Raw genomic sequence first — 23,334 nt, 5'->3', positions numbered from 1 at the left:
TGCCCTTGTTTCGAGCAAATTCTGCTTTTAGGAGACTTACACGTTATATAAAACCGTATAACCTTTGGGTTTTTATAACCGTAATTTCTTCTTTGTGTTTGGCAGCTATTGACATTATTTTGGGTAAGGCCATAGAACAAATGGCACAGGGCACATTCTCCTCCACCCAGAACATGATCTATCTAGTTGTTGGTATGACGGTCATTGGAATGCCTTGTAAGTTTGTGATGAGGTACGCTTCAGCACGATTTAGTGTTAGTGCACTGCGTGACTTGAGAGGCGATCTCGTACATAAGTTTTATGATTTACCTGTTTCTAGCGTGGAGAGGAAGTTCACCGGAGATCTGGTATCCCGTCTAACAAACAATACGGCGCTGTTGCAGAACTTTTTTATCCAGCAATTTGCTAATCTGTTCTATTTGCCACTTGTGTTTACAGCATCATTAGCGTTGCTTTTACTGACAAGCTGGAAACTGGTTTTGGCAAGTCTTGCGCTTATGCCTGTAGGAATGATTATCACCTCACTGATGAGCAAGCCAATTGAAAAATACTCCAAGGAGCTTCAGGAGAAAATTGCTCATTTGAATGCGGTGGGACAGGATGCAATTGGAGGACTTCCTATCGTCAAGGCATTCAATATGCAGGCTGTGCTGTTGAAGAAGTATTTGGTGATTACGGAGGAGGTCATCCGGCGTGGGCTGCGGCTGGAAAAACGCTATGCGTTCATCACCCCAGTAGGTGTGATGATGCTGGCGACACCAATTATTTTGGTCATAGTGTGCGGGGGATATCTGATTCAACAAGGTGAGCTGAATGCTGGAGGCATTGTCCTTTTTTTATATCTGATTTCGTTCATCTTGCAGCCTGTCGCCATGCTGCCGACAATCATTTCACAAATGAAGGAAGCAGAGGGAGCTGCGAAGCATTTGTTTGAGGTGCTGGATTGGCCGGATGAACGGCAAGACGGGAAAATCACTACAATAAGCCAAAATCTCAAGGAAGACGATGCAGAAAGCAAGGACGACATTACTGTAGTCAGCTTTGAGCATTTGACCTTTGGCTACAACGAAGGGAACTCGGTGCTGAAGGATATTAGCTTTCAGGTAGGACAAGGTGAAACGGTAGCGATTGTTGGGGCCAGCGGTGGCGGTAAAAGCACAATTTTCAAGCTGCTATGCGGATTTAATGAACCTGGAGAACATGCTGGAGCCGTTCAATTATTTGGCAAGAATTTGACAGATTGGAACCTATCAAGCCTACGTAGCCATATCTCGATGGTATCTCAGGAACCGTCGCTTTTTCCGGCCACCATTGCAGAAAATATCGGATATGGCCGTCTGGAGGCGACTCGGAAAGAAATTGTTGAGGCGGCGAAAGCGGCACATGCGCATGACTTTATTGTTCAGCTACCAGAGGGATATGAAACTCTGTTGAGCGAGCGGGGAGGCGGATTGTCCGGCGGACAAAAGCAGCGTATTTCTATAGCAAGAGCATTGCTGAAAAATGCTCCGCTGCTTTTACTGGACGAGCCGACTTCAGCACTTGATAGCCAGTCGGAGGCTCAGGTACAGATTGCAATGAATGCAGCCATGCAAGACCGGACGGTACTGGTCATAGCTCATCGACTGTCAACTGTACGCCAGGCGAACCGCATTATCGTACTTGATCAGGGGAGCATTGTGGAATCAGGTACACATGAGGAATTACTAGGACGTGATGGTGTGTACCGAAAGCTGTATTTGCAAAATTTTGAAGGACAGCAAACGGAGGAAGACGGGTATTCACTGCCTGAGGAAAGGAGTGAGCGTCGTGACCTTCAAGCAGGGGTTTTATGAATTTAAGCAATTGATGTCCCTGATGAAGCCGCATCGAAAATGGTATTTTACGGGGTTGGTTGGCAACAGTCTAACCAATGCCAGCATCACAATTTTGCTTTCTTTTGTGGTGCATAATCTGCTGAATTTTGCGGTTAATGGCGATGTACAGGAGCTATATCGAGCGGTCTATCTGGTCAGCGGGACATTTTTGGCATTAAGTCTTATTTCCCCTGTGTGCAGCTATATGTATAAACGCTGTGTCAAGCTTGCGATTGCCGATGTACGAATGAAGCTATTCGGCCATGTTGTCAAGCTATCGTATGAAAAAGCCGAAAAACATCATTCGGGTAATCTTGTATCCCGCATGACGAACGATGTGCAAGCGCTGGAGCAGGCTTATACCGTTCATATTCGCTCGATTATACTGGAAACTTCGCTTTTCTTAGGCTCATTAGTCATTCTGATGGTGCTGGATTGGCGATTTGGGGCTATGGCGGTTTTACTTGGTTTGGCTTCAGCCTGGATAAATGCTCATTTCGCGAAGAAAATGCGACACACGAGCGAAGAATTACAGGGACGGATGAGCAGATTTACAGAACGATTGAGTGATTTGCTTTCCGGATTACAGACGGTGAAGTTGTTTGGGCTCAGGGCAAAGGTAGGCGGACTTTGCAACGATGCAAGCGAAGACATAAATCGCATTAGTATCCGACAGGGACGTCATATGGGCTTGCAGGATATGTGCAATTTTGTCATTGAATTTATTACATTGGGCGGTGTGCTTGTTGCCGGATTGATCCTGGTTTCGCAGAAGCAAATGGAACTTGGAGTTTTGGGACAGATTGTGCAGCTGCAAACGGGTATTTCAACGGTGTTTTTGGAACTGGGGGCGGCTGTATCCCTGTTACAAAACTCTTTGGCAGGCTTGGCGCGTATCCGCGAAATCTTGAATGAGTCGAAGGAAGAGGAACAGTTCCCTGCGGCGAAGCAGAAGGGATCAGTAACCGGGCTTATCGATCTGGAGGTATCAGCTTCATCCGCCCGTGAACCTAAGGAATCTTATGGCGGTGTCGAGACTGTGGGTTCAGACCTCGCCATTGAACAGACTGCGGCTGCGCTGGAACTGCATAACATTACCTTTGGCTATCAGCCAGACCGTCCAACGCTGCGAGGATTGAACTTGGTCGTGCCAGAAGGGCAGGTAACCGCGATTGTTGGTCCGAGTGGGGGTGGCAAAAGCACAGTGATGAAGCTGTTACTGGGATTTTACCCACCGGATGAAGGAGTGCTGCGAGTTCGCGGCCGCTTCGCAGAAGAATTTCGGTTGGATGAGGTTAGGGAATTGATGGCCTATGTACCACAGGAGGCTACACTGTTCCATGGTACAGTAGCGGATAATATCCGTTTTGGCTCACCGGATGCCACCGATGAGGAAGTAAAGGTTGCGGCCAAAACAGCCTATGCCAGCGGCTTCATAGCTGAGCTTCCGGAGGGTTATGACACGATTGTCGGTGAACGCGGAGCTAATTTGTCCGGCGGACAAAGACAGCGGATTGCGATTGCCCGTGCTCTGCTCAAAAATGCACCGATTTTGCTGCTGGATGAAGCGACCTCAGCCCTGGATGCAGAGTCGGAATACGAAGTTCAGCAGGGCTTAGATGAGCTGATGAAGGATCGCACCACATTAGTTATTGCCCATCGATTGTCTACGATTGAACGGGCGGATACGATCTGTGTCCTTGCCGATGGCGAGCTCAAAGAACAGGGAACTCATGACCAGCTCCTTGCTGAGGGAGGTCATTATGCGGAGCTGTATGAGCTTCAGTTTCGAAAGCATCCCGAGGAACAAACCGCATAAATATGCGAATTTTCTTTTTACCAAATATCTATTTTGCGAGGAGAGAGACGGATGACAAAGCAAGATGTTCAATTGTTTTCCTTAAGCCAGCCACAGCAACGTATTTGGTACACGGAGCTTTTGTATCCTCATCGGAACACTTCAACCATTATTGCTACTGTAAAAATCAGAGGAACTGTTCGTATAGATGCATTGCAGCAAGCAATGAACCGGGTGATTGCCCAAAACGATTCTTTCCGTATCAAAATCACTGCTCAGGATGGAATCCCATATCAATATGTAGAGCCGTTTACAGCGGAAAGTATTGAAACGCTTCAAGTAACCCTGGAAGAAGCGAATGAATGGTTAAAGCGCCATAATCCACAGCCGTTCTCATTGTTGAATTCGCAGCTGTACCGATTTGTTATTTTGCAGTTAGGGGCAGAAGAAACCTGGTTTAATTTTAAAATGCATCATATTATTTCGGACGGCGTGTCCATGAATCAGGCCATTAATGAAATCACTGGACATTATATGGATATTGTGCACGGTACAGGACAGGATGCATCAACCAAAGGCAATCCTTATCTGGATTTTATTCAGGTAGAGCAAAGCTATGAGCAATCTGATCGCTATCAAAAGGACAAGACGTATTGGACGGAAAAGTTTGCTGATTTGCCAGAGACCACAGGTTTAAAATCATATAACCCGCTGACACTGAGCACAGCTGCACGCCGGGAGAGTTTTATACTGGAACATGGATTGTATCGTGGTGTTACGGCTTTTTGCGAGGAACATAAAATCAGTATTTTCACGTTCTTCCTAGCCGCTCTGTATATTTATTTGCATAAAGTGACGGGTGAGCAGGACTTAACTGTAGGAACACTCTATGCCAACCGTACGTCTAAGAAAGAAAAGGATACCATCGGCATGTTCGTCAGCACCGTGGCTACGCGTCTGCTGGTCGAACCGGAATCCGAACTGCTGGCCTTCTTACAGGGTGTAGGGAAGGAGCAGGCGTCCATTTTGCGGCATCAGCGTTACCCGTACAACAAAATTATTCAAGATTTACGTGAACAGCAAAGCAGTATGGACATCCAGCGTCTGTTTGGGGCATCCATTCAGTACCGTACATTGAGTTTCTCTCGTTTTGATGAAGCGATTCAGCAGGTGGATAACGATTTCTGCGGAGATACAGTGAATGACTTCGATATTCACATGGTTGAAATGCTGGATGACGATAGACTCGTATTATACCTGGATTATCGTACCGAGCTGTTTAGTGAGCAGGAAATTGCTCGAATTATTCGACAATTTTTGAGTGTGGCGGAGCATATGGTACAGGGCCCACACAAGCGAATACAGGAATTGTCGCTGATCAGTGAGGAAGAACGGGCGGAAATCGTCGACGTATTCAATGCTACAACAGTGGAATATCCACACGAAGCAGGCATTCATGAGCTGTTTGAGGAACAGGCGGCACGTACACCGAATCAGACAGCAGTTGTGTCTGGCAATGCCTATTTAACTTATGGCGAATTGAATGTAAAAGCCAATCGACTGGCTCACACGCTGCGCGGGCACGGTGTTACTGTCGAGCGAACTGTAGGTATCGTTGCAGAGCGTTCCGCAGATATGATCGTTGGTATGCTTGCGATTCTCAAAGCGGGCGGCGCATATGTGCCAATTGACCCTGATTATCCGGCTGAACGTGTGCGCTACCTGTTGGAAGATTCGGGGGCGGAGTTGCTGCTGGTGCAGCATGCGGAACAGCAACCGGAGGATTACACCGGAATTGTGCTGGATCTGAGTGATGCCGCTGTGTACGGGACAAAGAATAACCAAGACGTGAATAACATACATGGGGAACAAAACGAAGCTAGTCATGCAGATTTTACCCATTATTTAAATCTGAAAAATGAGAATTTAAAAGAATCTTCTTCGTCTGTCGTAGACAGTACTACTGGAGCACATACATTTGGCAATCGACTAGCCTATCTTATGTACACTTCGGGTACGACCGGACAGCCTAAAGGAGTTATGGTAGAGCATCGCAATGTCGTGCGTTTGGTGAAAAATACAAACTATGCGCAACTGGGTGCTGACACGCGCATTTTGCAAACTGGTGCCGTTGTCTTTGACGCGTCCACCTTCGAAATTTGGGGTGCGTTGCTGAATGGAGGACAGCTTGTACTGGTAAGTCAGGATGTTATTTTGGACGCTCCGAAGCTCAAGGAAGCTGTCCGCAGCCATGGTATTACGACAATGTGGCTAACTGCGCCACTCTTTAACCAGCTATCCCAGCAGGATCTGGAGTTGTTCGAGGGGGTACAAGAACTGCTGGTCGGCGGTGATGTGTTATCCGTACCGCACATTAACCGGGTGCTGGAGGCTCATCCGTCCCTACGGATTATCAACGGCTATGGCCCAACGGAAAATACAACTTTTTCTACAACTCATGCAATTGCTGGCGTGCAATCGGAAGCGGTACCGATCGGGCGTCCGATCTACAACTCCACAGCGTATGTTGTAGACCGTTCCATGCAGCTTCAGCCTGTAGGGGCATGGGGTGAGCTAATCGTCGGCGGCGACGGGGTGGCACGTGGCTACCGGAATCGTCCTGATTTAACGGCTGAAAAGTTCATAGACAGTCCTTTCCGCAGCGGTGAGCGCTGCTACCGTACAGGCGATTTGGTGCGCTGGAATGAGGACGGAACGCTGGAATACAAAGGACGGATCGACGCACAGGTGAAAATCCGTGGCTACCGGATTGAGCTAGGCGAGGTGGAAGCGCAGTTGCTGAAGCTGGAGGCAGTGCAAGAAGCTGTCGTCATTGCACGTGAGGATGAGCAGGGACAAAAACAGCTCTGCGCATATGTGGTCACCCTTGCGGATATCACAGCAAGTGAGCTGCGAAGCGACTTGAGTCAGGAATTGCCGGGTTACATGGTGCCGTCGTATTTTGTACAGCTGGAACAATTGCCATTGACACCAAATGGCAAAGTGGATCGGCGTGCGTTGCCGCAGCCGGAGGGAAGCGTGGATTCCGGCGAGGATTATGTAGCCGCTCGTAATGAGGTAGAGCGGACATTGGTATCGGTATGGCAATCTGTACTGGGTATCGAACAGATTGGTGTTCTGGATAACTTTTTTCATTTGGGCGGCGACTCGATCAAGGCCATCCAGGTGTCTTCAAGACTGCTGCAAAATGGTTACAAGCTGGAAATGAGGGAGCTGTTCCAGTATCCAACGATTGCTGAGCTGAATGGACGGGTGCAGAGGGTGACCCGCGTGTCCGATCAAGGAGAAGTCAGAGGAAACGTGGCATTGACACCGATTCAGCATTGGTTCATTGAACAGCAGCCATCCCATCCTGAACACTATAACCAAGCTCTGATGTTGCACCGTGAGGATCGTTTGGACGAAACGGCGCTTCATCAAGCACTGCAACGCATTGTCGAGCATCATGATGCTTTGCGCATCGTATTCCGCCAGAATGCAGACGGTGGTTATGAAGCATGGAACCGTGGCGTGCAAGAAGGAGAGCTGTATAGCCTCGAAGTGATGGATTATACCACGGAGTCTGACTTTGCTCATTTGCTGGAGAACAAAGCCAGCGAAATCCAAAGCAGCATCCGTCTAGATGAAGGTCCTCTGGTGAAGCTGGGTCTGTTCCGTTGCATCGATGGAGACCATTTGCTGGTGGCGATCCACCATTTGGTGGTCGACGGCGTGTCATGGCGTATTTTGCTGGAGGATCTGGCATCCGGCTATGAGCAGGCTTTACGGGGCGAGTCTGTCCGCTTGCCGAATAAGACGGATTCCTTCCGCCTGTGGGCAGATCAACTGGCAGCTTATGCGAACAGCGCCGCGTTGGAGAAGGAACGTGCGTATTGGGAGCAGGTGGAGCGAACTGGTGCTGCTCAAGAGGCATTGCCTAAGGATTACACTCGTAAATCTCACGCCAAGCCACAGCTTCGTGATGATCGAACACTGACCGTAGCGTGGACGGTCGAAGAAACGGAACAATTCTTGAAACAAGCTCATCGTGCCTACAATACAGAAGCAAACGACCTGCTGCTGACAGCTTTGGGCATCGCCATTCAGGAGTGGGCAGGCATCCGTCAGGTGCTTGTAAACTTGGAGGGTCATGGACGGGAAGCCATTTTGCCGGATATGGATATTACGCGCACGGTCGGTTGGTTTACCAGCCAATTCCCAGTTGTACTGGATATGGGCGAGGACCGGAATGTGGGACAGCGTGTCAAGAACGTCAAGGAAGGGCTGCGCCGTTTGCCGCATAAAGGGATTGGATACGGGATTTTGAGATATCTTGCTGACGGAGAAGGGAAAGCAACTTTTGTTGCCGAGCCGGAAATCAGCTTTAACTATCTCGGACAATTCGATCAGGATTTGAAAAATAATGCATTCCGCATGTCTCCTTATTCCATCGGGGCTTCCATGAGTGACACATTGACCAAGCGGTATGCGCTGGATATCAACGGCATGATCACAGACGGCGCACTGGAACTGACGATCAGCTACAGCAACAAAATGTTCATGAAAAAATCAATCAAAAAGCTGGCTGATTTACTTCAGGAGAGTTTACGTGAGGTATTGGCTCACTGTGTGGCCAAAGAGTTGCCGGAGCTGACCCCAAGCGACTTGTCCTTCCGAGGACTGACGGCCGGAGAGCTGGATCATATTGTAGAGCAGACGGCTACTGCGGGAGAACTGGAAAACATTTATTCGTTAACACCCATGCAAAAAGGCATTCTGTTCCACGGCTTAATGGAGCCGCAATCCGGGGCATATTTTGAGCAGGCGACATTTGATCTACAAGGCAGCTTTCAAGTGGAGGCTTTTGCCGAAAGCCTCAATCAACTGGTGGATCGCCATCAAATATTCAGAACGAATTTTTATAGCGGCTGGAATGAACAGCCTTTACAGGTAGTGTACCGCCACAAACCTGCCGGGTTCCGTTTTGAAGATATACGCTTGATGGGACAAGAAGAGCAGGACGCATACATTGCTGATTTTGCTGAGCGCGACAAAGCCGAAGGCTTTCATTTCAGCTCAGGCGAGCTGATGCGGGTGTCTATTTTACGTACAGGCGAGGAGTCGTACCGTTTTGTATGGAGCTTCCATCATATTTTGATGGACGGCTGGTGCTTGTTCCTGGTTGTAGGGGAAGCATTTAATACGTACTTTGCTATCCTCGAAGACCGCAAGCCGGAGCTTGCCCCGGTAACACCATACAGCGAATACATTGAATGGCTGGATCGGCAGGACAAAACGGAGGCTGAACGGTTCTGGCGCGATTATTTTGCGGGCTTTGAGCAGCAGACGGTATTGCCGCAGGTCAAACAGCTGGACGGTCACGCAAAAGCATATGAAGCGGACAAGCTTTCGTTTACACTGGGCCGTGAAGTGACGGAGCGGATGAACAAGCTGGTTAAGCAGAAGCAAGTGACGGTCAACACACTTTTGCAAGCAGCGTGGGGCGTTGTACTGCAGCGGTATAACAACAGCCGGGATGTGGTATTTGGCAGTGTCGTATCTGGTAGATCAGCAGATATTCCGGGCATAGACAAAATGATTGGGTTGTTCATTAATACGGTTCCTGTACGGATTCACAGTGAGAAAGATATGACTTTTGCTGCGTTAATGAAGCAGATCCAGGAGCTGGCACTGGCTTCCCGTGCCTATGAAACCTATCCGTTGTATGACATTCAGGCCCTGACCGAGCAGAAACAGGATCTAGTGAATCATATTATCGTGTTTGAAAACTACCCGGTGGAACAGCGCATGGAGCAGATGGGTAGCCGTGGCGCGAATGGCTTTACGATTGCCAATGCTTCCATGTCAGAGCAAACGAACTATGATTTCAACATTACGGTTGTGCCGGGTGATGAAATTCATTTCCATTTGGAGTACAACGCGAAGGTGTTGGAACGTGCAGCTGTAGAGCAAATCCGTGAGCATTTGCTGCATATGATTGAAGAAGCGATTCACAGACCAGATGCACGGGTAGATGAGCTTCAATTGGTGACTGCTGCGGAAAAAGCAAAAATCATCGATGGTTTTGGATCAGTAGGCGTAGCTGCGTGGACTGATGAAAAAGAATCTAATTTGTTGTTCCACGCCTATGTGGAAGAACAGGCACAGCTTGTGCCGGATCACGTGGCCGTTGTATACGAGGAACGGCAGTTTACGTACCGCGAGCTGAACGAGCGTGGAAACCAGCTTGCTCGCAGATTGCGGAATGAGGGCATTGGACGCGAGTCCATTGTGGGTATTTTGAGCGAACGCTCGGTAGACATGCTGGTCGGTGTATTGGCGGTCTGGAAAGCAGGAGGCGCATATGTGCCGCTGGATGCGGATTATCCGTCCGAACGGATTCGCTTTATGCTGGAGGACAGTGGTGCGACGGTGCTGCTAACGCAAACCGGTTTGCAAGAGCGTGCACAGGGTTGGCTGGAGGCAAGTCGGCAGGCCTTGGTCGGAGGGCAGACTGAGGGTGAATTGAAAACAGCGGCTGGCGCTGAAACGATGGAAAGAGACAGCCTGAGTGAAGGCATAAGCTTGAAATTAGATTCGAAGTCTGACAGCGAAGAAGCATCCAAACCAGCAACAGGGCTGCGTCTGCATACCGTATTGGCATTGGACGATGAGTCGCTGTACACCGGGGATGCCACGGATGTTGAACCTATCAATGAACCACACGATTTGGCATATGTGATCTATACGTCCGGTACAACCGGACGTCCGAAAGGCGTCATGATCGAACATCGCAGCTTGGTGAATACGGCTGCGGCGTATCGCCGGGATTACCGTCTGAACCAGTTCCCGGTACGACTGTTGCAACTGGCCAGCTTTTCCTTCGACGTGTTCGTCGGCGATATTGCACGGACGCTCTATAACGGCGGCACGATGGTTATCTGTCCGAAAGATGATCGCATTGATCCAAGCCGTTTGTACGGATGGATTCGTGATTATCAAATCACGGTGTTCGAATCGACACCAGCTTTGATCGTACCGTTTATGCAGCATGTGCATGAACAGGGGCTGGACATGAGCAGCATGGAACTGCTGATCACCAGCTCGGATAGCTGCAGCGTGACGGACTACCGGGTGCTGCAAGAACGGTTTGGCGCAGATATCCGCATCATGAACAGCTACGGCGTCACCGAAGCGGCGATTGACTCCAGCTTCTATGACGAAGAGCTATCGAAGCTGCCAAGCAGCGGCCATGTGCCGATTGGTCAAGCGTGGCTGAACGCACGCTTCTACATCGTGGACAGCCAGCTGAATCCGGTGCCGATCGGCGTACTGGGTGAGCTGTGCATTGGCGGTGCTGGCGTGGCACGGGGGTACCTGAACCGTGCGGACCTGACCGCCGAGAAATTCGTAGCGAACCCGTACGTACCGGGGGAACGTTTGTATCGCACAGGCGATTTGGCGCGGTGGATGCCGGACGGTAATGTGGACTTTATTGGCCGGATGGACTACCAGGTCAAAATCCGGGGATACCGGATTGAGCTGGGCGAGATTGAAACGGCGATCCAGCGAGTGCCAGGTGTGCGTCAAGCCGTAGTCATCGACCGGACGGACGAGCGTGGAAACAAATATTTGTGCGGATACATCACGGGAGAAGCCGAGCTGCGGATGGAGGAAGTACAGACCGAGCTGGAAGCCGGACTGCCAGCACACATGGTGCCTGCACGTCTGATGCGACTGGAGACCATCCCGCTGACCAGCAACGGCAAAATCGACCGCAAGGCCTTGCCGGAGCCGGAAGGCAGCATCTATACGGGAGCAGCCTATGTAGCCCCGCGTACCACAGTGGAGCAAGTACTGGCTGCGGTATGGGCTGGAGTACTGGGCGTGGAAGCCGTAGGCACGCAGGATAACTTCTTTGAGCTGGGTGGCGATTCGATCAAAGCCTTGCAAGTCTCGTCCCGATTGATGCAAGCAGGCTATCGATTGAACATGAAGGATCTCTTCAGTAATCCGACGGTAGCGGCACTCAGTCCTTTGCTTCGTACAGATGGCAAGATGGCCAGTCAGGAAGAGGCAGTAGGCCCGGTGGAACTGACACCTATTCAGCGATGGTTCTTCGAGCAGCAGCCGGCTGACCTGCACCACAGCAACCAGGCGATGATGCTGTATCGAGCTGGGCGCTTTGACGTCGACGCGCTGCGCCGTACGATGGACCGTATGGTCCAGCATCATGACGCATTGCGCACGGTATTCCGTGAGGCGGAGCAGGGCTATGTCGCTTGGAACCGCAGTGTAGCGGAAGGCGAGCTATACACGCTGGACATTGTAGATTTCAGCGCAGTGGAAGACGAATCCACCGCTGTTGAAGCCAAGGCGAGTGAAATTCAAGCCAGCATTCATTTGAGTGAGGGCCCACTTGTGAAGCTTGGTCTGTTCCACTGCGCTGAGGGCGACCATTTGCTAATCGTCATTCATCATTTGGTTGTGGACGGTGTATCGTGGCGTATTTTACTGGAAGATTTGGCATCCGGTTATGAGCAGGCTGTTGCAGGTCAAACCGGCACAGCGATCCGACTGCCGCATAAAACAGATTCATTCCAGGTATGGGCCAAACAGCTGTCAGCCTATGCCAGCAGTGCGACGATGGAGCGGGAGCTTGCTTACTGGCAGCATATCGAACAAGCAGAAGCTAGCCTTGTGAAGCCTTTGCCGAAGGATTTTGCAAATGACAATGCACGGCTTGGAGACAGTGAGGTTGTGACGGTCCGCTGGACGAAGCAGGAAACCGAGCAGCTGCTCAAACAAGCTCATCGCGCGTACAACACGGAAATGAATGACCTGTTGCTGGCTGCGCTCGGAAAAGCAGTCTATGACTGGTCTGGTTCCGAACGGGTGCTGGTCAATCTGGAGGGCCATGGACGGGAAGCCATTGTACCGGATGTGGATATTACGCGCACGGTCGGCTGGTTTACGAGCCAGTTCCCGGTTGTACTGGATGGAAGTTTGGGACAAGGGGGATATACCGCTCGTCTGATCAAAAGGATCAAGGAAGGGCTGCGCCATATTCCGCAAAAAGGCATCGGCTATGGTATTGTACGATACCTGTCGGATATGAATATGCTGGAGAAAGCAGGCGTGCGGTTACAGGCTCAGCCTGAGATCAGTTTTAACTATTTGGGCCAATTCGATCAGGATTATAAAAGCAATGATCTGGAGCCTTCCACCTATTCTATCGGTGTGCCTGTCAGCACGAACGCGACTATGGATTTTGCGCTGGATATCAATGGAGTGATCGAAGATGGCGAGTTGATGTTCACGATTCGCTACGGCACAACGCAGTTCCGTCATGAAACGATTGAACGGCTTGGAGAGCTGCTGGCATCCAGCTTGCGTGAGGTGATTCATCACTGTGTTGCCCAAGAAAGAACGGTGCTGACCCCAAGTGATGTCCTGTTAAACCATGTAACGCTGGACGAGCTGGAGCAATTGGTGGAAGATACGCGAGATCTGGGCGAGCTGGAAAATGTATATGCCTTGACGCCGATGCAAAAGGGGATGCTCTTTTACAGCTTGATGGATGAGAATTCGGCGGCTTATTTTGAGCAGGCCACCTTTGAGTTGAACGGGCGTTTTGATGTGGTTACTTTCGGTAAAAGTTTTGATTTGCTCGTGCAGCGTCATGAGGCATTGCGGACGAACTTTATCAACTCCTGGAAGGATGAGCCTGTACAGGTCGTTTTCCGCAATCGTAGCGGACAATTATATTATGAAGACTTGCGCGGACTGGAGAAAGAGGAGCGAGCAGCTCGTGTTGAAGCTTTTGTCATCGAAGATAAAGCAAAAGGATTCCATCTGGCAGAGGATGCACTCATTCGTGTTTCCATTTTGCAAACCGGGGATGAAACGTACCACTTTGTTTGGAGCTTCCATCACATTTTGATGGATGGCTGGTGCTTGTCCTTTATGACACAGGAGGTATTCGGTAGCTATCTGGCACTGCGCGCGGGTCATGAGCCAGCGCTGGAGCCAGTCACGCCGTTCAGCCGATTTATCGAATGGTTGGAGCGTCAGGACCGTGAGGCGGCCTTGCAATACTGGAGTGGGTATCTGGCGGACTACGAGCAGCAAATTACGCTTCCACAGCAAAAAACACAGTCGAAATCTTTACAATCCGGGGAGTATGTCGCTGAAGATCTGGAATGTAACTTCCAGCCAGAGCTGGTTACTCAGATCGAACGGGTGGCGAAGCAAAATCAGGTCACGATCAACACACTGATTCAGACCGTATGGGGCGTTCTGTTGCAAAAATATAACAACAGTACGGATGTCGTGTTCGGTAGCGTCGTGTCTGGTCGCCCAGGGGATATTCCAGGCGTGGAGCACATGATCGGGCTGTTCATTAATACCATTCCAGTGCGTGTGCAGTCTGAACAAGGTGAAACCTTTGTCGAGCTGATGAAACGAACCCAGCAGCAGGCGCTGGCTTCCAATGCCTACGATGCATTCCCGTTGTATGAAATTCAGGCGCTGACCGAGCAGAAACAGGATTTAATCAATCATATTATGATATTTGAAAATTATCCGGTGGGACAGCAGGTAGAACAGTTAGGTAGCGAGGGACAGGATAAATTTACGATTTCGAACGTGGTGGCTACAGAGGAAACCAACTACGATCTGAACGTAGCTGTTATGCCGGGAGAAGGCATCAAGATTCGCTTTATGTATAACGCGCTCAGCTTTGATCAAGCAGGTATTGAGCGTCTGCATGGGCATTTAGCACGCCTGCTGGAGCAAATTTCGCTCAACCCGCATGTTCGGGTTGAAGAGCTGGAATTAGTCACAGCAGCGGAAAAGCAGCAGATTACAGGAGCGTTTAATGCGACGGCTTCAGCATATCCAAGCCATCAGACGATCCAAAAGCTGTTTGAGGAGCAGGCTGAACGCACACCAGATCATGTAGCTGTCGTTTGGGAGCATCAATCCTTAACCTATCGTGAACTGAACGAGAGAGCCAACCGTCTTGCACGCACCTTGCGCACAGAAGGAGTAGAATCGGAACAGCCGGTAGGCATTCTGGCGCAGCGCTCGCTGGACATGATCGTAGGCATCTATGCGATCCTTAAGGCTGGCGGAGCTTATGTACCAATCGATCCGGAATATCCGGCCGACCGCATCCGCTTTATGCTGGAGGATTCGGGAGCGAAACTCGTGCTGACGTCATCGCACCTGGCCGAGCAAGCATCGCTGAGTTTCGACGGCCAGGTGCTGGTGTTGGAACGCAACGACATCTACCACGAAGATAGCTCCAACTTGGAGCCGTTGTCGGGGCCACATCATGTCGCCTATGTGATCTACACCTCCGGTTCCACTGGAAAACCGAAAGGTGTAATGGTGGAGCACCATTCCGTGCTGAACCGGATTTTGTGGATGCATGATCGCTACGGCTTGAGTGCGGAGGATACAATTCTGCAAAAAACCACCTTCACCTTCGACGTGTCGGTGTGGGAGCTGTTCTGGTGGTCGATGGTCGGCTCGAAGGTGAGTTTGCTGTCAGTCGGCGGGGAGAAGAACCCGGAAGACATCGTTGACACGATTGCCCGTGATGGCGTGACCACGATGCACTTTGTACCTGCTATGCTGCATGCGTTCCTGGAGTACGTGGAGCAACAGCCACGGGAAGTGATGCAAGCGAAGCTGGGCACGCTGCGCCATGTCTTTGCCAGTGGTGAAGCCTTACCACCGCAGCATGTGGCGAGGTTCCAACGTCTCGTGTCGAGCCTAGCAGGAGCGAAGCTGATCAACCTGTACGGCCCGACGGAAGCGACGGTGGACGTATCGTACTTCGATTGCAAGCTGGATGAAGAATATACAGTTATTCCCATCGGGAAACCGATTCAAAATATTCGTTTGTACATCGTGAAGGAAGGCAAAGAGCAATTGCAGCCGATTGGGGTTGCGGGTGAGCTGTGCATCGGCGGTGTCGGCGTAGCCCGCGGTTACCTGAACCGACCGGAGCTGACGGCTGAGAAATTCGTAGCCGATCCGTTTGCTGGTGGGGAAGCAGGCTATGAGCGGATGTACCGCACAGGCGATTTGGCGAGATGGTTGCCAGACGGGAACATCGAATATTTGGGACGGATTGACCATCAGGTAAAAATTCGGGGTTATCGAATCGAACTGGGCGAGGTGGAAACGCAACTGCTCCAGGTGGAATCGGTACGAGAAGCCGTGGTCATGGCTCGTGCGGATGAAACGGGCCAAAACCAAATGGTGGCCTACTATGTTGCGGGGCAAGAACTCAGTGCCAGTGAGCTGAGAAGTGAGCTGGGCCGAGAACTGCCAAGCTACATGGTACCATCCTACTTTGTACAGCTGGAGCAGATGCCACTGAGTCCAAACGGCAAAATTGACCGCAAGGCTCTGCCGGTACCCGAAGGGAGTCTGCAAAGCGGTGCGGAGTATGTAGAGCCGCGCACTGGAGCCGAACGGGCACTCGTAGCAATCTGGCAGTCCGTTCTGAACGTACAAACGGTCGGTATTTTAGACAACTTCTTTGATCTGGGCGGCGACTCCATCAAGGCGATTCAATTCTCTTCCCGACTGCTTCAAGCCGGGTACAAGATGGATATGAAGGACTTGTTCAAATTTCCAAATGTGAAGGAGCTGGCTCCGCATCTTCGGTTAGCGGACAAGCAAACGACCGAGCAAGGCGAGGTCACGGGGAAAGTGGCGCTAACGCCGACCCAATACTGGCTTGCAGAACAAGGGCAAGTGCATGCGTATCCATTTAACCAGGCGGTTATGCTGCATCTGGAGCAGGGCTTTGACGAATCCGCTCTACGTCAGGCGCTCATGAAGCTAACTGAGCACCATGATGCATTACGTATGGTGTTCAGAAAGACGGAGCAAGGCTATGAAGCATGGAACCGTGGAGTACATGAGGGCGAATTGTATCATCTGGATGTATTGAACTTTAGAGATGTCACTGATGAAGCCTTGCTTAGTGCGACGATTGAGGCGAAAGTCAGCGAAATTCAAAGCAGTATTTATGTGCATGAAGGCCCGCTATTTAAAGCTGGTTTGTTCCACTGTGCGGATGGGGATCATTTGCTCATAGCCATCCACCATTTGGTGGCAGACGGGGGATCGTGGCGCATTTTGTTGGAGGATTTAGCCACAGTCTATGAGAAAGCCGTCCATCAAGAAGTGCTTCAGTTACCGGATAAAACGGACTCGTTCCGTTCCTGGTCTCAAAGACTGTACACCTATGCGAATAGTGCAGCACTGGAAGGCGAACGCGCCTATTGGGAGCATCTGAACGCATCCGCTTTGGCTGACCAGGTACGCTTGCCTGAAGATCAAGCACAGGATGGCAAATTTATCTTGGCTGACACGGGTAAAATGGTCGTTAAGCTTTCGGAAGAAGAGACAGAACGGCTATTGAAGCAAGCGCACCGCGCATATAACACGGAAGTGAACGATCTGCTGCTGACAGCTTTGAGCATGATGCTGTACACATGGACCGGTCATGAACGTAGCCTGATCAATTTGGAAGGATATGGACGTGAGGGCATTTTACCAGATACGGACCTTTCTCGTACGGTAGGTTGCTTTACGGTTCAATATCCAATATGGTTGAACATCGACAGTGATTCTACTTTATCGGGACGCATCAAACAGGTCAAAGAGAGTCTGCGTGATATCCCGAATAAGGGAATTGGCTACGGAATCTGGAGACATTTGAATGAATCCGGCCAAGCCACGGGTCAGCAAGCAGATGCACTGAATCTCGGTCAACATCAAGCTTTTGCCGAGCCACAGGTAAGCTTGAGTTATCACGGACAGTTTGATCAGGAGTTGCAAAACAGTGATATCCGTATGTCACCTTACTCGATTGGATCGGTCGTTAGTGGTCAGCTGGAGATGAAATACGATTTCATTGTGGACGCGAGTGTAACCAACGGTATCCTGAAACTGGATATTCGATATAACAGCAAGGTCTTCCGTAAGGACACCATCCAAATGCTGGCTAACCTGCTAAAAGCCAATCTGCTTGAAATTATCGAGCACTGTGTTGCAAGGGAGCAGAACGAATTGACTCCAAGTGATGTACTGTTTAAAGGTCTGACCTTGGAGCAATTAGATACGATTAAGGAGCAGACAAAGACGGTTGGGGAATTGGAAGACGTGTACCCGCTAACGCCAATGCAAAAGGGTATGCTGTTCCATAGTTTGATGAATACACAAACCGAAGTGTATTTTGAACAGTTGACGTTTGATCTTGAAGGAGAGTTTGAACCGAGCATGTTTGAGGAAAGCGTGAAGCTGCTCGTAAGCCGTCATGCAATTTTCCGGACAAATTTCTACAGTGGCTGGTATGGTCAACCGTTGCAGGTTGTCTATCGTCATAAAAATCCGAGCTTCCGTTACGAGGATGCCAGAGGGCGTGAACACACTGTAGCTGAATTTGTGACTCAGGACAAAGCTCGAGGCTTTGATTTAGGCAAGGATGCGCTGATGCGTATAGCTGTCTTCCGTACAGGGGATTGCTCATACCGATTTGTATGGAGCTTCCATCATATCCTGATGGACGGCTGGTGTCTGTCACTTGTCATGGAAGAAGTGCTAAGTGCGTATTCGTCTTTGATGAAGAACAGGCAGCCGGAACTACCACCTGTCAGACCATATAGCCGTTACATTGAATGGCTGGAACAGCAGAAAGCGCAGGAAGCGGCTCGCTATTGGAGCGACTATTTGGCGGGTTATGAGCAACAGACCTTGTTACTTGGTGAGAAAGCGCAGGCTTCTGTAACAGTGCAGAATGAGGATGCAGACGGAAGTGACGGGCGTTCGGATACAGGCTATGTTTTGGAGAAGGTGACCTTTGGGTTAGGTAAAGAGCGGAGTACCGCATTGAAGCGTATTGCAAAGCAACAGAAAGTAACAATTAATACGATTTTACAGAGTGCGTGGGGTGTTATTTTACAGAAATACAATAATAATCAGGATGTCGTGTTTGGTAGTGTGGTATCCGGGCGTCCGGCAGAAGTCGCAGGCGTGGAGAGCATGATCGGTTTGTTCATTAATACAATTCCGGTACGCATTTACAGTGAGCGGAATGCAACATTAGCTGAAATATTAAAGCGTACACAGGAACAGGCTTTGAGCTCCGGTCCATATGACACGTTTCCGCTCTACGATATTCAGGCGCTAACTGAACAAAAACAAGACCTGATTAATCATATTATGGTCTTTGAAAACTATCCGATCGGGCAAAAGATATCTCAGGCGATTGATTCCGGCGAAGCAGACGCACATACAGGCTTATCTATAGCCAATGTGGCAATTGCAGAGCAAACCAACTACGATTTTAACCTGATTGTCGTGCCTGACGAGGATATCACGATCCTGCTGGAATACAATGAACTGGTATATAACCGGTCCGAAATGCAGCGCATCAAGGGTCATATCGAGCATGTCATTAGGCAAATTGTGGAGAATCCGAATATCCGTGTGAGTGAGTTGGAATTGATAACATCGGAAGAACAAGCGCAGATTATTCAGGTTTGGGGCGATACTGCAACAGCTTATCCACAGGATCAGACATTAAGTGCGGTGTTCGAGGAACAGGTGGCACAGACACCGGATCAGGTAGCATTAATGTTTGGACATCAGAGTCTGACTTATCGGGAGCTGAATGAACGAGCCAACTCATTGGCACGAATACTTCAAGCACAGGGGGTAGGACCTGATAAGCTGGTCGGCCTGATGGTGCATCGCTCAGTGGAAATGATCGTAGGTCTGCTGGCCGTTCTAAAAGCAGGCGGTGCATATGTGCCAATTGATCCCGAATTTCCGTCATCTCGTATTCAATACATGCTGGAAGATAGCGAGGCCACAGTGCTTCTGACCAGTCGTGATCTGTTGGAAGAGCACCATTGCAACGCCAATGCAATATTTATTGAGGATGCAGAATTGTATCAGGGAGAAAGCAGCAACCTGGAGGCGATTGCCCGCCCAGAGCATTTGGCTTACGTCATCTATACCTCTGGTTCAACTGGAAATCCGAAAGGGGTTATGCTCCAGCATCGCTCAGTAATCAACTTTATTACAGGTATGCGCGAAGCAATTGACTTTGAAACGAGTCAAACCATTTTGTCACTGACGACCATTTCATTCGATATTTTTGTCTTGGAAACCATCCTGCCTCTGCTGGGTGGCATGACGGTTGTGCTTGGCGACCGCCAGCATCAGGTGAATCCTCAGGCACTAGGTGAGTTGATTACTCATCATCATATTGAGATGTTGCAAATGACACCATCGCGGGTGCAAATGCTACTGGGTCATGAAACAGGTTCCCACGCACTGCAAAGCGTGAAGGCAATTATGGTCGGGGGTGAAGCTCTACCGTCCAAGCTGTTGGGAGATCTGCAAAAGATAAACGGCCCTCGCATTTACAATATGTACGGACCTACAGAAACGACAGTTTGGTCGACTGTACAGGAACTGACCCATGCTCATCAAATTAATATCGGACGTCCTATCGCGAATACCCAAATATATATCATGAACGCGGATGGGGGATTGCAGCCAATCGGTGTGCCGGGCGAATTATGTATTGCAGGGGAAGGATTAGCCCGTGGTTATTGGAAACGCGAAGAACTAACGGCCGAGAAATTTGTAGAGAACCCGTTTGCCGGAGGCAAAGCAGGCTATGAACGGATGTACCGCACCGGCGATTTGGCGAGATGGATGCCGGACGGCAACATTGAATATCTGGGCCGGATCGATCATCAGGTGAAAATCAGGGGTTATCGGATTGAGCTGGGCGAGGTCGAATCGCAGCTGCTCCAGGTGGAATCGGTACGCGAAGCCGTGGTCGTGGCCCGTATGGACGAAATGGGCCAAAACCACATGGTGGCCTACTATGTCGCGGGACAAGAAGTCGATGCCAGCAAGCTAAGAAGTGAGCTGGGACGGGAGCTGCCAGGCTACATGGTGCCATCGTACTTTGTACAACTGGAACAGCTGCCACTGACACCGAATGGCAAAATCGACCGCAAGGCCTTGCCGGCACCGGAAGGCAGTCTGCAAACCGGAGTAGATTATGCAGAGCCGCGTACGGCGCAAGAACGCGCTTTGGTAGCCGTCTGGGAGTCGGTACTGGGGCTGCAGACGGTCGGTATTCTGGACAATTTCTTCGACCTGGGCGGTGATTCGATCAAGGCGATCCAAATCGCCTCCCGTGCGTTCCAGGCTGGCTATAAGCTGGACATGAAGGATTTGTTCCAGTATCCAACCGTTGAAGCCCTGGCACCGCATATGCATGAGGTCCGTCGTATGGCAGATCAGGAAGAAGTCAGCGGGGAAACGGCGCTACTTCCGATCCAGCATTGGTTCTTTGCGCAGGAGCGCGAGCGTCCACAGCACTTTAATCAGGCGGTTATGCTCTATCGCGCCGAGGGTTTTGAGGAGACAGCGGTTCGCCAAGCCATGGATCACCTCGTGAAGCATCATGATGCGCTGCGTACGGTATTCCATCAGACTTCCGCTGGTTATACAGCTTGGACTCGCCATGTAGAGGAAGGCACGTTATATACACTGGAAACGGTGGACTACCGTGAACGGGCCGCTTATGCGGAAGCGCTGGAAGCGAAGGCAACGGAAATCCAAAGCAGCATGGACCTGTCCGCAGGACCTTTGGTGAAACTCGGATGGTTCCGCACAGCGGAGGGCGACCATCTGCTGATCGCTATTCACCATTTGGTGGTGGACGGAGTGTCGTGGCGGATTCTGTTTGAAGATTTCTCGACAGGCTACGAGCAGGCGATCCAGGGCGAGTCCGTACGATTGCCATATAAAACAGATTCCTTCCAAATTTGGGCACGGGAGTTATCCTCTTATGCTAACCGTCCTGAGGCTGCACCGGATGAAGTCTATTGGAAGCAGCTGGAACAGGTCAAAGCTGAAGCTGCGCCGCTACCTAAGGATTTTGCCTACGAGGATTCCGTGAATGCAGATAGCGAAGTGCTGACAGTAGAGTGGACTGAAGCTGAAACCCAGCAACTGCTGAAGCATGCACATCGCGCCTATAACACCGAGGTCAATGATTTGCTGCTGACCGCGCTGGGACTCGCGGTGCACAACTGGACAGGTGCAGGCCATGTACTGGTGAACCTGGAGGGACACGGTCGGGAAGCGATCTTGCCAGAGGTGGATATTACACGTACAGTAGGCTGGTTTACGAGCTTGTATCCAGTGCTGCTGGAGACCGGCAAGGAAATGACACTGGCAGAGCGGATTAAAGAAACGAAGGAAGGATTGCGGCGTATTCCGCATAAAGGGCTGACCTATGGCACTTGGCGTTACCTGTCCTCTGCGTTGCCTGCAGATGAAATGGACACGATCGCAGCAGAACCGGAAATCAGCTTTAACTATTTGGGTCAGGTCGATCAGGATCTGCAAAACAGTGGAATCACGTTGTCCTCCTACCGTGCAGGGGAAACAGAGGATGCCCATTCACCGTTACTGTACACGCTGGATTTGAACGCAATGATCTCGGAAGGCACGCTGCGTTTGACGATCGCATACAGCCGTAAGCAGTATCGCAAAGAAACGCTGGAGCGTGTGGCGAGCCTGCTGCAATCCGCTTTACAAGAGGTCATTGCGCATTGCGCCGCTCAGGAGCAGCCGGAACTGACCCCAAGTGATGTGTCCTTCAAAGGTTTGACAACGGGAGAGCTGGAGCAGATTGCGGAACAAGCGGCACGTATCGGTGAGCTGGAAAATGTGTACGCACTGACGCCAATGCAAAAGGGCATGCTCTTTTACAATCTGATGGATTCGCAATCGGGCGCGTATTTTGAACAGGCCTCCTTTGATCTGCGAGGACAGTTTAATATTGCTGCCTTTGCAGCCAGTTTGGATGTCTTGGTGCAGCGGCATACGGTACTGCGCACGAACTTCTACAGCGGCTGGAAGGATGAACCGCTTCAGGTCGTGTACCGGAATAAGCGCAGCGAACTGTATGTTGAAGATTTAAGGGACATGGAGGACGAGCAGCAAAACGAATACATGCTCGAATTTACGCGTAAAGACAAGCAAAGAGGCTTTGACCTGGCACAAGACGCCTTGATGCGTGTCGCTGTGTTGCGCACAGGTGAGGAGACGTATCGTTTTGTATGGAGCTTCCACCATATTGTGATGGACGGCTGGTGCTTGTCGCTGGTGACAAACGAAGTGTTTGCAAGTTATTTTGCGATACTGGCTCATAAACAACCGGAACTGGCCCCTGTAACCTCGTACAGTCAGTATATCGAATGGCTGGAACAGCAGGATCGTCAGGCCGCATCCAGCTACTGGAGCAAGGTGCTGGAAGGATATGAGGAGCAGTCCCGCTTGCCACAGGCAAAAATCCAGGGCAAAACGGGGTATCAGGCGGAGCGTCTGGATTTTGATTTGGGCGCGGAACTAACCGCTCGTATTCAGCACATAGCCAAGCGTTATCAGGTCACCGTCAATACGTTGATGCAGACCGTTTGGGGCCTTTTGCTGCAAAAATATAATGGTACTGATGATGTCGTGTTTGGCAGCGTAGTATCTGGACGTCCGGCAGACATTCCGAATGTGGAGCATATCATTGGCCTGTTTATCAATACGATTCCAGTACGTATCCGT

General features: G+C 50.4%; 3 protein-coding genes (1 of these 3 only partly in view). All 3 read left to right on the top strand.

Features of this window, described 5'->3' with window-relative positions; genetic code table 11:
- Positions 1 to 5: 5 nt before the first annotated feature.
- Tightly spaced (at most 51 nt apart), the 3 genes in view from C0638_RS21700 to C0638_RS21690 form a layout consistent with a single transcriptional unit that may run on beyond the window.
- Entirely contained in the window at positions 6 to 1,835 is a 1,830-nt protein-coding gene (locus tag C0638_RS21700) for an ABC transporter ATP-binding protein (RefSeq protein ID WP_058712390.1), read from the top strand.
- On the top strand, positions 1,810 to 3,675 hold the full coding sequence (locus C0638_RS21695; RefSeq protein WP_058712389.1) for an ABC transporter ATP-binding protein: 1,866 nt from the start codon (positions 1,810 to 1,812) through the stop codon (positions 3,673 to 3,675). The genes C0638_RS21700 and C0638_RS21695 overlap by 26 nt, the downstream gene beginning before the upstream one ends.
- Before the next feature lie 51 nt (positions 3,676 to 3,726).
- A protein-coding gene (locus tag C0638_RS21690; RefSeq protein WP_102163789.1) for a non-ribosomal peptide synthetase crosses the window boundary here: on the top strand, positions 3,727 to 23,334 show its beginning. Its footprint extends 22,782 nt past the window's final position; the window shows 19,608 of its 42,390 coding nt (coding positions 1-19,608); it begins with the start codon at positions 3,727 to 3,729; its stop codon lies off the right edge, out of view.

Source organism: Paenibacillus sp. lzh-N1, from assembly GCF_002872435.1.
GTDB classification, from domain to species: domain Bacteria; phylum Bacillota; class Bacilli; order Paenibacillales; family Paenibacillaceae; genus Paenibacillus; species Paenibacillus polymyxa_C.
The sequence above is the reverse complement of the archived record's forward strand: the minus strand, read 5'-3'. Positions and strand labels throughout refer to the sequence as shown.